Annotated in this window: 13 protein-coding genes; all 13 read left to right on the plus strand. The window is 33.6% G+C overall.

From position 1 onward, the window contains the following. The first annotated feature begins 96 nt into the window (after positions 1–96). The 13 genes from mraY (at position 97) to HS848_RS03480 (ending at position 15502) form a co-directional block, all read left to right on the plus strand. Positions 97–1062, plus strand: a complete 966-nt coding sequence (gene mraY, locus HS848_RS03420) for a phospho-N-acetylmuramoyl-pentapeptide-transferase (RefSeq protein ID WP_107507899.1) — start codon at positions 97–99, stop codon at positions 1060–1062. A 1-nt stretch (position 1063) separates the two neighbouring features. Continuing rightward, the gene (gene murD, locus HS848_RS03425) at positions 1064–2413 is read left to right on the plus strand and encodes a UDP-N-acetylmuramoyl-L-alanine--D-glutamate ligase (RefSeq protein ID WP_198611265.1); all 1350 of its coding nucleotides are present in this window, start codon (positions 1064–1066) and stop codon (positions 2411–2413) included. Between the two features lie 15 nt (positions 2414–2428). Further along, positions 2429–3706: a cell division protein FtsQ/DivIB gene (locus tag HS848_RS03430; RefSeq protein ID WP_198611266.1), complete on the plus strand. Its 1278-nt coding sequence runs from the start codon at positions 2429–2431 to the stop codon at positions 3704–3706. A gap of 103 nt (positions 3707–3809) precedes the next feature. Beyond that, positions 3810–5246: a cell division protein FtsA gene (ftsA, locus tag HS848_RS03435; RefSeq protein WP_198611267.1), complete on the plus strand. Its 1437-nt coding sequence runs from the start codon at positions 3810–3812 to the stop codon at positions 5244–5246. A gap of 29 nt (positions 5247–5275) precedes the next feature. Further along, complete coding sequence (gene ftsZ / locus HS848_RS03440; RefSeq protein ID WP_103166853.1) at positions 5276–6457, plus strand: cell division protein FtsZ; 1182 nt, start codon at positions 5276–5278, stop codon at positions 6455–6457. Positions 6458–6711: 254 nt separating this feature from the next. Then, a complete protein-coding gene (gene pgeF / locus HS848_RS03445; RefSeq protein WP_198611268.1) occupies positions 6712–7503 on the plus strand; it encodes a peptidoglycan editing factor PgeF in 792 nt (263 codons plus the stop codon). 44 nt (positions 7504–7547) lie between these two features. After that, positions 7548–8216 carry a YggS family pyridoxal phosphate-dependent enzyme gene (locus HS848_RS03450; RefSeq protein WP_107507894.1) on the plus strand — a complete coding sequence of 223 codons (669 nt, stop codon included), beginning with the start codon at positions 7548–7550 and terminating at the stop codon, positions 8214–8216. A gap of 11 nt (positions 8217–8227) precedes the next feature. Next, on the plus strand, positions 8228–8824 hold the full coding sequence (locus HS848_RS03455; RefSeq protein ID WP_107507907.1) for a cell division protein SepF: 597 nt from the start codon (positions 8228–8230) through the stop codon (positions 8822–8824). Between the two features lie 12 nt (positions 8825–8836). Next, a complete protein-coding gene (locus HS848_RS03460) occupies positions 8837–9133 on the plus strand; it encodes a YggT family protein (protein WP_198611269.1) in 297 nt (98 codons plus the stop codon). A 12-nt stretch (positions 9134–9145) separates the two neighbouring features. Further along, positions 9146–10027 carry a YlmH family RNA-binding protein gene (locus HS848_RS03465; protein ID WP_198611270.1) on the plus strand — a complete coding sequence of 294 codons (882 nt, stop codon included), beginning with the start codon at positions 9146–9148 and terminating at the stop codon, positions 10025–10027. A gap of 42 nt (positions 10028–10069) precedes the next feature. Further along, positions 10070–10777 (plus strand): DivIVA domain-containing protein, encoded by a 708-nt coding sequence (locus tag HS848_RS03470; protein WP_198611271.1) that lies wholly within the window; start codon positions 10070–10072, stop codon positions 10775–10777. Positions 10778–11005: 228 nt separating this feature from the next. Continuing rightward, positions 11006–13756: an isoleucine--tRNA ligase gene (ileS, locus tag HS848_RS03475; protein WP_198611272.1), complete on the plus strand. Its 2751-nt coding sequence runs from the start codon at positions 11006–11008 to the stop codon at positions 13754–13756. A 228-nt stretch (positions 13757–13984) separates the two neighbouring features. Continuing rightward, on the plus strand, positions 13985–15502 hold the full coding sequence (locus HS848_RS03480) for an NAD(P)H-binding protein (protein ID WP_198611273.1): 1518 nt from the start codon (positions 13985–13987) through the stop codon (positions 15500–15502). Positions 15503–15542: the final 40 nt, after the last annotated feature.

Raw genomic sequence — 15542 nt, forward strand, 5'->3', positions numbered from 1 at the left:
TATATAATGTTATCTAAAAAATTGATAAACTGAGTACAGTAAAATATAACTTACAATTATTAATTTAAAAATTTAATATACATAAAGGAGAATATTATGCTTTTTATACTTGCGCTTATCGCATTAGTTATCACTTTCATTTTAGTGCCTGTATTAATTCCAACACTTAAACGAATGAAATTTGGCCAAAGTATTCGGGAAGAGGGGCCACAAAGTCACATGAAAAAAACAGGTACGCCTACCATGGGTGGCCTTACGTTTTTAATTAGTATTATCATCACATCGATTATAGCGATTTTCTTTATCGATAATTCTAATCCTATTATCCTCTTGTTATTTGTAACTATTGGATTTGGATTAATTGGATTTATTGATGATTATATTATTGTAGTTAAGAAAAATAACCAAGGTTTAACAAGTAAACAAAAGTTTTTAGCTCAAATTGGTATTGCAGTTATTTTCTTTGTTCTTAGTGACGTGTTTCACTTAGTTGAATTTTCAACTGATTTAAATATACCTTTTACTAATGTAAGCATACCGTTATCATTTGCCTATGTTATCTTTATTGTTTTTTGGCAAGTAGGATTTTCAAACGCTGTGAATTTAACAGATGGTTTAGATGGACTAGCAACTGGATTATCAATTATTGGTTTTACCATGTTTGCCATCATGAGCTTTGTCTTAGATTCACCAGCAATTGGTGCATTTTGTATTATCATGATTTTCGCGCTACTAGGATTCTTACCTTATAACCTTAACCCAGCCAAAGTTTTCATGGGTGATACAGGAAGCTTGGCATTAGGTGGGATTTTCGCAACTATCTCAATAATGTTGAACCAAGAACTATCTTTATTACTTATTGGCTTAGTGTTTGTAGTGGAAACTTTATCAGTAATGCTACAAGTTGCATCTTACAAGTTAACAAAAAAACGTATCTTCAAGATGAGTCCAATACATCACCACTTTGAGTTAAGTGGATGGGGTGAATGGAAGGTTGTTACAGTATTCTGGACAGTAGGTCTAATTTCAGGATTAATCGGATTATGGATAGGAGTGCATTAACATGCTGAATTATACAGGATTAGAAAATAAAGAAGTTCTTGTAGTAGGGTTAGCAAAGAGTGGATATGAAGCGGCTAAGTTATTAACTAAGTTAGGTGCTAACGTAACAGTTAATGATGGTAAAGACTTATCGCAAGATCCACATGCTAAAGATTTAGAAACTTTAGGTGTGAACATTGTTGACGGAGGACATCCACTATCTTTATTAGATAACAATCCGATTATTGTTAAAAATCCAGGCATACCTTATACAGTTCCAATTATTAAAGCAGCAGAAGAACGTGGATTGAAAATTTTAACTGAAGTTGAGTTAAGTTATTTAGTATCAGAAGCACCTATTATTGCGGTAACGGGTACAAATGGTAAAACGACGACGACGTCTTTAATTGGAGACATGTTCCAAAAAAGCAGATTGAATGGTCGTTTATCAGGTAACATTGGTTTCGTAGCTTCTAAAGTAGCACAAGAGACGTCACCAGAAGAATATTTAATTACTGAGTTATCTTCATTCCAATTGTTAGGGATTGAAGCATATCGTCCACATATTGCTATTATTACTAATATTTACTCTGCACACCTAGATTATCACGAAACATTAGAAAATTATCAAAATGCTAAGAAACAAATTTATAAGAACCAATTAGAAAGTGATTATTTAATTTGTAATTATCATCAAAGACATTTAATTGAATCTGAAACGTTAAAAGCTAAAACATTATACTTCTCTACACAACAAGAAGTTGAAGGCATTTACATTAAAGATAATTTCATCATTTATAAAGGAATTAGAATCATTAATATTGATGACCTTGTTTTACCAGGAGAACACAACCTAGAAAACATTTTAGCAGCTGTATTAGCAGCAATTTTAGCTGGGGTACCAATTAAAGCAATTATTGATAGTTTAACTACTTTTTCAGGAATTGATCATAGATTGCAATATATTGGAACTAATAGAACGAATAAGTATTACAACGATTCAAAGGCTACAAATACATTAGCGACACAATTTGCATTGAATTCATTCAAGCAGCCAATTATCTGGCTATGTGGAGGATTAGATCGTGGTAATGACTTTGACGAACTAATACCTTACATGAAAAATGTTAGAGTCATGGTTGTCTTTGGTGAAACTCAAGAAAAGTTTGCTAAACTAGGTAATAGTCAAGGTAAAGTAGTTGTTAAAGCAACAGATATTGAAGATGCAGTCGAAAAAGTTCAAGGCGTCATCGAGCCAAATGAAGTAGTGTTATTATCTCCTGCATGTGCAAGTTGGGATCAATACGGTACATTCGAGGAACGTGGAGAACGATTTATTGAGAGCTTCCGTGCACACTTGCCATCTTACTAAAGGGTGTGAAACCAAATGGATGATAATAAAAGGAAAAGCGATCGCAAGTTAAGAGCTATTAAAAGAGCTGAGAAAAGAAGGAATCGTGGCCTAGAATCAACAGATAATCATACATTCAATGAAAATGACTTAAGTGACGATTTAACATACGATGATGAAGAGAGATATAAAATTCATCGAAAACAGGATGAAGTAAACGACAACCAAGAAGATAGCAAAGAAAAAAATGATCCAAAGACGCCACATTCCATTAACAATAAAGAATCAGATACACAAGCAATAAAGGCGTCTCAAAATCATACTGAATCAGACTCTAAGAAACATCGCAAAAAGAATAATAACATGCTTTCGTTTAACAGCCTTAAAGATTTCAACAACCAACGGAAGACTAGAAAACAAGAAAAACAAGATAAATACGAAGGCATGTCGCTTCAAGAAAAACGAGAGCAACAAAGAATTGAAAGGCGAAAGCGACAGAGACAAATTCAATATACAGTTATAACTATTTTAGTACTATTGATCTTATTATTTTTAATTTATATGTTTACACCACTAAGTAGAATTTCTCATATAAATATAACCGGTAATAAAAATGTAAGTAATAGTCAAATTGAGAAAGCTTTAGATATTAAAGATAACTCTCGCATGTATACCTATAGTAAGAAAAAGGGTATCAATAATTTAGAAAAAAATGACCTTATTAAAAATGTGGAAATAGACAAGCAATTGCCTAATACTGTCAATGTAAAAGTGACTGAAAATGACGTTGTAGGTATTGTTAAAGAGAAAAACAAGTATGTTCCCATTATAGAAGGTAATAAAGAATTGAAAAATTATGATGGTGACATTGCTGGAAGCGGGCCAATTTTAGACGACTTTAAAGGCGATGACAAAGATAGCATCATTAAAGCATTATCTAATATGTCGTCTGATATAAGAGATATGATTTCTGAAATTAAATACGCTCCAGAACAAAATAATCAAAATAGAATTTTGATGTTTATGAAAGATGACATGCAAGTGGTAGGGAATATGGATACAATTGCTAAAAAAATTCAATACTACCCACAAATGTCACAATCACTATCTAGAGATGATTCAGGAAATCTTAAAACTCAAGGGTATATTGATTTGTCAGTAGGCGCATCATTCATTCCTTATGGTGATAACGGCGGCTCAGATTCTAAATCAGATCAAAATGTTCGTCAAAAATCACAAGAAGAAACAGTTGCAAAAGATGAATTACAGAGCGCTTTAAATAAAATTAACGAACAATCAGATTCAAATAATTAAAAAATTTCGATATTAATATGTGTTTATAGTTCACAAGCCAAACATCGTATTGTAAACTAAACATAGTGTATTTTAATAGTAATTTGTCAGGAGGTGCCTATCTATGGAGGAACATTACTATGTAAGCATAGATATTGGTTCATCAAGCGTAAAAACAATAGTAGGCGAAAAATTTCACAATGGAATAAATGTGATAGGTACAGGACAAACCTACACTAGCGGTATAAAGAACGGATTGATTGATGATTTTGACATTGCTAAACAAGCAATTAAAGATACAATTAAAAAAGCTTCTATCGCTTCTGGTGTAGACATTAAAGAAGTTTTCTTAAAATTACCTATCATAGGTACTGAAGTATACGATGAAGTTAATGAAATTGATTTTTATGAAGATACTGAAATAAACGGGACACATATTGAAGATGTGTTAGAAGGCATTCGTCAAAAAAATGACGTTCCAGATACAGACGTTATTGATGTCTTCCCTCTTCGATTCATTGTTGATGGCGATAATGAAGTTTCAGATCCGAAAGAACTTATTGCTAGACATTCATTAAAAGTAGAAGCTGGCGTCATTGCTATCCATAAATCTATTTTAATTAATATGATTAAATGTGTAGAATCATGTGGCGTTGATGTATTAGATGTATATTCTGATGCATATAACTATGGCTCAATTCTTTCTGCAACTGAAAAAGAATTAGGTGCTTGTGTTATTGACATTGGTGAAGATTTAACACAAATCGCATTTTATGAACGCGGTGAATTAGTAGACGCAGACTCAATCGAACTTGCAGGACGAGACATCACAGATGATATTGCGGAAGAATTAAATACTACATATGAAACTGCTGAGAAGATTAAACATCAATATGGACATGCATTTACTAACTCAGCTTCAGATCAGGACGTATTTAGCGTAGATCAAGTTGATAGTGATGAATTAGTAGAGTATACGCAAAAAGATTTAAGTGCGGTTATTGAACGTACAATGCAAGATATTATTGATGAAGTCTTTGATGTATTAGTTGACTTAGGTTTAACTAAAGTTAACGGTGGTTTCATCATCACTGGTGGCTCATCTAATTTACTAGGTGTTAAAGAATTATTGAACACTATGGTTAATGAAAAAATAAGAATTCATACGCCATCACAAATGGGTATTAGAAAGCCTGAATTCACTTCAGCGATTTCTACTATATCTAGTAGTATCGCTTTTGATGAGTTGTTAGATTATGTTACAATAAATTATCACGATAATGATGAATTTGAAGAAGAAGTTATTGAAGAAGATGAAAAAGATAACGCTTCTAAATCTGGTGGATTTGATTGGTTTAAACGTAAATCAAATAAAAATGAAGATACTTATGAAGAAAACTACAATGAACCACATGACAGAATTGAAAAAGTAGAAGATCATGATAAGTATGAAACTCCAGAAGAACATCAAGAAACTGAACATCACTATGATGATGAGCAAGAAAGACCTCAAAAAGAAGAGGGTAAATTTAAAAAACTTATGAAATCTCTATTTGAATGATTGGCCATTAAGACTAGGAGGAAATATAAATGTTAGAATTTGAACAAGGATTTAATCATTTAGCGACACTAAAAGTCATCGGTGTAGGTGGCGGCGGTAATAACGCTGTTAACCGCATGATTGACCACGGTATGAATAACGTAGAATTTATTGCAATTAACACAGATGGACAAGCTTTAAACTTATCTAAAGCTGAATCTAAAATCCAAATTGGTGAAAAATTAACTCGTGGACTTGGTGCAGGTGCTAACCCTGAAATCGGTAAAAAAGCTGCAGAAGAATCACGTGAACAAATTGAAGATGCTATCCAAGGCGCAGACATGGTGTTTGTTACAGCTGGTATGGGTGGCGGTACTGGTACAGGTGCTGCACCAGTCGTAGCTAAAATTGCTAAAGAAATGGGCGCATTAACTGTTGGTGTTGTTACTCGCCCATTCGGTTTCGAAGGACGTAAACGTTCTACTCAAGCAGCTGCTGGTGTAGAAGCTATGAAAGCAGCAGTAGATACATTAATCGTCATTCCTAACGACCGTTTATTAGACATCGTTGATAAATCTACTCCAATGATGGAAGCATTTAAAGAAGCAGATAACGTGTTACGTCAAGGTGTTCAAGGTATCTCTGACTTAATCGCAGTTTCTGGTGAAGTAAACTTAGACTTTGCAGACGTTAAAACAATTATGTCTAACCAAGGTTCAGCATTAATGGGTATCGGCGTTTCTTCAGGCGAAAACAGAGCTGTAGAAGCTGCTAAAAAAGCCATTTCATCACCATTACTTGAAACATCAATCGTTGGTGCGCAAGGCGTATTAATGAACATTACTGGTGGAGAATCACTTTCATTATTCGAAGCACAAGAAGCAGCAGACATCGTACAAGATGCTGCAGATGAAGATGTAAACATGATCTTTGGTACAGTAATTAACCCAGAATTACAAGATGAAATCGTTGTAACAGTTATTGCTACAGGTTTCGAAGATAAACCAACATCACAAGGACGTAAAGCTTCTAGCACTGGCTTTGGTACTAGCGCTACATCAAGTGCGTCAACTCAAACAAGTGCACCTAAAGAAGATTCATTTGGCCAAGGAACTACAAGCTCACGTTCTTCTGAAAGTGTAAGTGAAAGAAGTCATTCTACTAAAGACGATGATATTCCTAGCTTTATCAGAAATAGAGAAGAAAGACGTTCTAGAAGAACTAGACGTTAATTGATAAATAAGTTTTAACTAATATTTGATAATACATGACTTAGCGGTTCGAATAGTTATTTCATGTATGAATAGTCTTTCCTTGTGGGGGTATGGAACTTTGGATTCGCTTATGAATTCTGTTCCGCCCCTTTTTTATTTACTTTAAAACAAAGTGAATATTGTTATATAATAAAAGCATGTTCATGTTTAGAGTAAAGATTACATTTTTTAATTTTTAAATAGAGAAATTTTTAGAAGGTGGTTTTGTTTACGTGTCAGAGAAGTTTATTAAGTATCCTCATTATTTAAAATATGAATCTAACGATATCGAAACTGTAACACTTGGATTTACTACGCGTGAAGGTGGCTACAGCTTATATCCAGAAGGTTCTTTCAATATGGCACGTTACATTGACGATGATCCGACCAATGTTACAAAGCATCAACATATGTTAGCTGAGGCTATTGATTTTCAACCTAACCAATGGGTCTTTCCAATACAAACTCATGAAAATAAAATAGCCCACGTTACTCAACGTGATCAGGGTAAAAATATTGATGAATTAACCAACCAATTACATGGTATTGATGGAATGTATACGTACGATTCTAATATATTATTAACCATGTGCTATGCAGACTGTGTGCCTGTTTATTTCTATAGTGAAAAGCACCATTTTATTGGATTAGCTCATGCAGGTTGGAGAGGTACTTACGGACAAATTGTAGTTAAAATGTTGGACAATATCGATTTTAACTTTGAAGATTTAAAGGTTGTTATCGGACCGTCCACATCTATGAGTTACGAAATCAACGATGGTATAAAATCAAAATTTGAAACATTACCTATCGATGCATCTAAATATATTGAAACGAGAGACGCAAATCGTCATGGCATTGATTTAAAACGTGCTAATGCATTATTGCTTACTCAACACGGTGTTCCTTCAGACAATATCTATATTACCGATTATGCAACTTCAGAGGATTTGTCTCTTTTCTTCTCATATCGCATTGAAAAAGGACAAACTGGCAGAATGCTAGCATTTATAGGACAAAAATAATATTATTTATAAAAAGAAATCCGCATTAAGAGGTTGATACTCAAATGAAAGTACAAGATAACTTAGAAACAATTGAAAAAGAAATTAATACACATTTTGAAAAAAGTGAGTCAACGTTCCCACCAAACGTGATAGCAGTTACAAAATATGTTACAATAGACCGAGCTAAAGAAGCTTATGAAGCAGGCTTAAGACACTTTGGTGAGAACCGTTTAGAAGGTTTTCTAGAGAAGAAAGAAGCTTTGCCTGATGATGTTACAATGCATTTCATCGGCTCTTTACAATCGAGAAAAGTAAAAGAAGTTATTAACGAGATTGATTACCTTCATGCTTTAGACCGTTTAAGTCTTGCAAAGGAAATTAATAAGAGAGCTAATCATCCTATTTCTTGTTTCGTACAAGTCAATGTTTCTGGTGAAGAAAGTAAACATGGGATTGCATTAGATGAAGTTAATGATTTTATTGAACAAATCAAGCAATATGAAAATATTAAAATTGTCGGATTAATGACTATGGCACCATATACTGACGACACGGATTACATTCGTCAAGTATTTAAACAATTGAGAGAAAAACGTGATGAAATTAAAAACCTTACTTTAGAGTATGCGCCTTGTGAGTATTTATCTATGGGAATGAGCAATGATTATCAAATTGCTGTAGAAGAAGGTGCTTCATTTATAAGAATAGGAACTAAACTTGTAGGAGAATAGGAGTGAATGCCGTGGCTATAAAAGATTTATTTAACAATTTTTTTCTAATGGATGATGAAGAAGAAGTAGTTGAAGGCCCTGAAGAACATCAACAACGAGCGGTTCAAAATGAAGCGTCTCAAAATAATAATGTACAACAACAGCCAGAACGCCAACAACAAACCAATCAAACAAAGCAAAATAATATAAAATCTGTGCCATCTAAGAAAACAACAAGAGCGTATAACTCAGAAGAAAGGAACAATCGTATGAATCACACACCTTCAAAGTCGAACACTAAGAACGTAGTAACGATGAATCAATCTTCACAAGGGTATAGTACATATGAAAGTTCAAAAATGTGCTTATTTGAACCACGTGTCTTTTCAGATACACAAGATATTGCAGATGAATTGAAAAATCGTCGTGCGACATTGGTTAACTTACAACGTATCGACAAAGTTTCAGCTAAACGTATCATCGACTTTTTAAGTGGTACAGTTTATGCAATTGGTGGAGATATTCAACGTGTTGGTACAGATATATTCCTTTGTACACCTGATAATGTCGAAGTTGCGGGTAGTATTACCGATCATATCGAACAAATGGAATCGCAACACTACGAATAAGGAGCTTAATATATGGATCTCGGCATGTTAAGTAGTATTTTTTCATTTATTTTAATTTTAGTCCAAATTTATTATTTTGGAATGATTATCTATTTTTTTACTTCTTGGGTGCCAAGCATAAGAGAATCTAAATTTGGTGAAATTTTAGGAAAGCTCTATGAACCTTATTTAGAACCTTTTAGAAAGATTATCCCACCTATTGGAATGATTGATATTTCATCACTTGTCGCACTATTTGTGCTTATACTCTTCCAAGCAGGTTTGAGAAGTATTTTTGACATGATTTTAAATTATTTAATGCTACATTAATTTTATATTTTAATGATAGTCTGGAACGGTAAATGTGTTCTAGACTATTTTTATGTTTTATTTACGATATATGGTTTAAATAATATTAAGACTCTATTTATTTGGAAAAAGGAGGTTACAGCCATCGACATATATCAACACTTTAGAACTGAAGAACAAACTTTAATTGATCAATTTATTGATAAATGCGCTCAAGTAGAACAACAATATGCGCCTGTGTTAACTCATTTTCTAGATCCAAGAGGACAATATATCCTTGAAGTAATCGTAGGAAGCTATGAAGATATGCATGTGAGTTTCTTTGGTGGGGAAAATGCAGAAAGAAAACGAGCAATCATCGCACCAAGTTACTATGAACCGTCTGAAGAAGACTTTGAAGAAGTGCTTATTCAAATCAACTATCCTGAGAAATTTGTTACACTACGACATCAACATGTATTAGGCACACTAATGTCCTTAGGAATAGAAAGAGAACAAGTAGGAGATATTATTGTCGGCGAAACAATTCAATTTGTTTTGACAAAGCGATTAGAATCATATATTCTGTTGGAATTAACAAAGATAAAAGGTGCATCAGTGAAACTTAATTCTATTCCATTTAAAGATATGATACAATCAGTAGAGAATTGGAAAATTCAAGGTAGCACAGTTAGCGCTTTAAGATTAGATGTTGTTTTAAAAGAAATGATTCACAAATCAAGATCAATTGCGAAACAACTTATCGAAAAGAAACGCGTGAAAGTTAACCATACAATTATTGATTCACCTGATTTTCAAATACAAACCAATGATTTACTATCCATTCAAGGTTTTGGGCGTGCTCAAATTACCGAAGTGGGTGGTAAAACGAAAAAAGACAAAATACACATCACTTATCGAACATTATTCAAGTAAAAATGAATCATAAATCATAGTCTGATTTGAGGAGGATATGGAATGCCTTTTACACCTAGTGAAATTAAGAATAAAGAATTTACTAAAGTTAAAAATGGTTTAGAACCTGCAGAGGTTAGTGATTATTTAACTCAATTAAGCAATGAAATTGAGCGTTTAAAAGAAGAAAAAAAACAACTTGAAAAAGTTGTTGAAGAGAGAGATACTAATATTAAATCTTACCAACAAGTTCATCAATCAGTTAGTGATGCGCTTGTACAAGCTCAACAAGCTGGGGAAGAAACTAAGTTAGCTGCTACTAAAGAAGCTGAAGCGACAATTAGCAAAGCACAAGCTCAAGCAGATTTAATTGTAAATGATGCTATTGAAAAAGCACGTCATTTATCATTCCAAACTGAAGATATGAAACGCCAATCTAAAATATTTAGATCACGTTTCAGTATGTTAGTTGAAGCACAATTAGACTTACTTAAAAATGACGATTGGGATTATTTGCTTAATTATGACATTGATGCTGAACAAGTTACTCAAGAGAACTTCCAACATTTAAACAGTCAAGATATTACTCCAGAAGAGCAACAACAAGCTCAAACACAACAATCTGCCAATAATGCTAATAATAGCGAAAGTACAAGTAATAGTGCTAATTCACAAAGTGTGACAGGTTCAACTAGTAATGCAGCTAGTACGAGCGAGTCTACATCACTTGAATCAAGTGATGCGCAAAGCCAATCAACATCAAATAAATAATATCTAAATTTAAAAGTCAGACGCGTAAGAAATAGTAAACTTTTCACAGCGAGCTAGGGTGGGTGCAAGCCTAGCAAAAGTGTATTTCTTATATCACTGCCTTATCACATTATAAAATTTTCTAAGAGAGAACTCTAAGTTGAGTTAACAAGGGTGGTACCGCGGTAATTCCGTCCCTTTTTAGTTGAACTTAGAGTTCTTTTTATATTTAAGGAGTGAAAAACAATTATGAACTACAAAGATACTTTATTAATGCCTAAAACTGATTTTCCTATGCGAGGTGGCTTACCAAATAAAGAACCTCAAATCCAAGAAAAATGGGATAGCGAAGATCATTATCAAAAATCATTAGACAAAAACAAAGGGAACCAAACATATATCTTACATGACGGCCCTCCATATGCGAATGGTAACCTTCATATGGGTCATGCCTTAAACAAAATTATCAAAGACTTCATCGTACGTTATAAAACGATGCAAGGATTTTATGCGCCTTACGTTCCAGGTTGGGATACGCATGGTTTACCAATCGAACAAGCTTTAACAAAAAAAGGTGTAGACCGTAAGAAAATGTCTGTAGCCGAATTTAGAGAGAAATGTAAAGAATTCGCATTAAAACAAGTTGAATTACAAAAACAAGATTTCAAACGCTTAGGTGTGCGTGGTGACTTTAGTGATCCATACATCACTTTAAAACCTGAATACGAAGCAGCTCAAATTCGTCTATTTGGTGAAATGGCTGATAAAGGTTTAATTTATAAAGGTAAAAAACCTGTTTACTGGTCACCATCAAGTGAATCATCACTTGCTGAAGCAGAAATCGAATATCATGATAAACGTTCTGCATCTATTTATGTTGCTTTCGACGTAAAAGATACTAAAGGCGTAGTTGATGAAGACGCGCAATTTATCATTTGGACAACTACACCTTGGACAATTCCTTCAAACGTTGCCATTACTGTTCATCCAGAACTTAAATATGGTCAATATAATGTAAATGGTAAAAAATATATTATCGCTCAAGCTTTAGCAGAAACAGTTTCAGAAGCGCTAGGATGGGATGAAGAAGCTGTTAAATTAGAAAAAGAATTTACAGGTAAAGAATTAGAATACGTAGAAGCACGACATCCATTCTTAGACCGCGTATCATTAGTGATTAACGGTGACCATGTTACTACAGATGCTGGTACAGGTTGTGTTCATACCGCTCCTGGACACGGGGAAGATGACTATATCGTAGGACAAAAATATGATTTACCAGTAATTAGTCCATTAGATGATAAAGGTGTCTTCACTGAAGAAGGTGGACAATTTGAAGGTATGTTCTATGACAAAGCTAATAAAGCCGTAACTGATCTTTTAACTGAAAAAGAAGCGTTACTAAAATTAGACTTTATTACACATAGTTACCCACATGACTGGCGTACTAAGAAACCAGTTATCTTCCGTGCTACACCTCAATGGTTTGCTTCAATCAATAAAGTTAGACAAGATATCTTAGATGCTATCGAAGAAACTAATTTTAAAGTAGACTGGGGTAAAACACGTATCTACAATATGATTCGTGATCGTGGCGAATGGGTAATTTCTCGTCAACGTGTATGGGGTGTTCCGCTTCCAGTATTTTACGCTGAAAATGGCGACATCATCATGACAAAAGAAACAGTTAATCACGTGGCAGATTTATTCGCAGAACATGGTTCAAATGTATGGTTTGAAAGAGAAGCTAAAGATTTATTACCTGAAGGATTTAGTCATCCAGGTAGTCCTAATGGTGAATTTACTAAAGAAACAGATATTATGGATGTATGGTTCGACTCTGGTTCATCTCACAGAGGTGTGTTAGAACAACGCCCAGAATTAAGCTTCCCAGCTGACTTATACTTCGAAGGTAGTGACCAATATCGTGGTTGGTTTAACTCATCAATCACTACTGCTGTAGCTACAAGAGGACAAGCACCATATAAATTCTTACTATCACATGGTTTCGTTATGGACGGAGAAGGTAAGAAAATGAGTAAATCACTGGGTAATGTTATCGTTCCAGACCAAGTAGTAAAACAAAAAGGTGCAGATATTGCACGTTTATGGGTAAGTAGTACAGATTACCTTGCAGATGTACGTATTTCTGATGAAATCTTAAAACAAACATCTGATGTTTATCGTAAAATTAGAAATACCTTAAGATTTATGTTAGGTAATATTAGTGACTTTAATCCAAATACAGATGCAGTACCAGAAGCTGAATTATTAGAAGTAGATCGCTACTTATTAAATCGTCTTCGTGAGTTCACTGCAAGTACAATCGAACATTATGATAACTTCGATTATTTAAATATTTATCAAGAAGTTCAAAACTTTATTAACGTTGAATTAAGTAACTTCTATTTAGATTACGGTAAAGACATTCTTTACATTGAACAAAAAGACGCGCATAAACGTCGCAGTATGCAAACAGTGTTATATCAAATCTTAGTAGATATGACTAAATTATTAGCACCAATCTTAGTTCACACTGCTGAAGAAGTTTGGTCACATACTCCACATGTAGAAGAAGAAAGCGTACATTTAGCTGATATGCCAAAAGTTGTAGAAGTAGATCAAGAATTATTAGATAAATGGAATCAACTTATGTCACTTCGCGATGATGTTAACCGTGCATTAGAAGTTGCACGTAACAATAAAGTCATTGGTAAATCATTAGAAGCTAAAGTCGTGATTAGTAGTAACGATAACTTTAACGCTACAGAGTTCTTACAACAATTTGAAGACTTACAACAATTATTCATTGTATCTCAAGTAGAAGTTGTTGATAGTGTTGACAATGCTGAATCATACCAACACGGTGATATTCGTATTGATCATGCTGATGGCGAAAAATGTGAAAGATGTTGGAACTATAGCGAAGAATTAGGCCAAGTTGGCGAACTTGATCACTTATGTCCACGTTGCCAAGAAGTCATCAAAACATTAGTATAAAATTTAAATATAAAAGATATTAATCTTTAATCCCGAATCCCTCAAATGATTTAATAAAATAATTTGAGGGATTTTTCTAATTATAAAATATAGTGGTAATTAAAATTTCAAATAGTAAAAATAAAAAATTATACAATGTTTGATTAGCATGTAGAAAGGCTAATGAGAATAATAAATAGTTCAAAACCTTTTTGATTTTAATAGTAAGGTAATAAAAGGAGTGTTAGCATGGGTAAAGTATTATTAACTGGGGCTTCCGGTTACATTGGAGGCCACTTAAAAGAACAGTTGAAAGATAATCATGAAATCATCGCTATATCTAGAAATGCCGATAACAAAGAAAATGAGCATAACGTAACATGGAAAGCAGCAGATTTATTTGATATAGATGAAATTACTGAAGTAATGGAAGGCATCGATACCGCTGTATATCTTGTCCATTCAATGATGCCAAATGCTAAATTAACTCAAGCTAGTTTCGAAGATATGGACGCTTTACTTGCTGATAATTTCGCACGTGCTGCCAAAGCACAAGGTGTTAAACATATTGTGTTTATGAGTGGTCTTATTCCTAGTGAGAATCCTCTGTCAGCCCATTTACGAAGTCGTTTAGAATGTGAAAAAATATTAGGTTCTTATGGCGTTCCAGTGAGTACCTTACGTGCAGGATTAATCATTGGGGCGAAAGGTAGCTCATATCCAATTTTAAAACGATTAGTAGAGCGTTTGCCTGCTATGGTGCTTCCAAGTTGGGCTTACAATATGATTGCACCAGTTTCCATTGAAGACGTTATCGATAAATTAGCAGGTTTAGTAGACCGTTCTCCTGATGAAAATGAAGCATTTGACATTACAGGTCCAGAAATTATGAATTATAAAGAATTGATTGGACGTACAGCAAAAGTATTAGATAAAAAACTTCCAACTTTAGACTTGCCAATTATTCCAATTTGGCTTAGTCGATATTGGGTACAAATGATTTCACAAGTACCTAAGGAAATGGTTTATCCACTAATGAATAGCTTAGTCCATGATATGATTCCACAACCAAAACGCACACATCCTGATTTTTCATTTGGAAGTATTACTTATGAAGAAAGTGTGCGCCGTGCACTTGAAGAAGAAAAAGATATGAAGCAAAACAAGAAATCAAAATCATCTTCTAAAAATAAAGATAAAAAAGAACAAGTCAAAGACGTGCGTGCAATTACTCGATTTAAAATTCCACAAAGCTTTTCAATGCGTGATGTGTCTCGTGAATACGCAGATTTTATTAATAACATCACGTTACATTTAGTCAATGGAACAATTAATGAAGATGAATTTAATATTAGATTGCCTTTCATTAATCAATTTATTTTAAAAATGAAGAAAAAAGAACATAATTCTACTGAAGATAAAATTGTTTACAAAATTGTGGGTGGCAATCTCGCCTTAGCTAAAGACGGTGGTAACGCAAGATTTGAATTTAGACGTATTTTAGATACCAATGAAGGATTGGTCGCTTTACAAGAATATGAACCTACGTTACCTTGGTCAGTATATAAATTCACGCAAGCAAAAGCACATAAAGCAGTGATGGATATCTTTAAACAACATATGGATAAGTTAGCTACCAAAGAGGAAGAACAAATCGAACACTCAAAATTAAATACAGTGCTTAGTAACTCTGCTATGACACTCGGCGCTATGGTTGGCGCTTGGGCAGGCGTTAAAATTTACCACACATTGATCGAAAAAAGATAAATATTATATAAAGATGGTAAGACGTTAATATAATAATGTA

It is taken from the genome of Staphylococcus caledonicus, assembly GCF_016238465.1.
Classification (GTDB): Bacteria; Bacillota; Bacilli; order Staphylococcales; family Staphylococcaceae; genus Staphylococcus; species Staphylococcus caledonicus.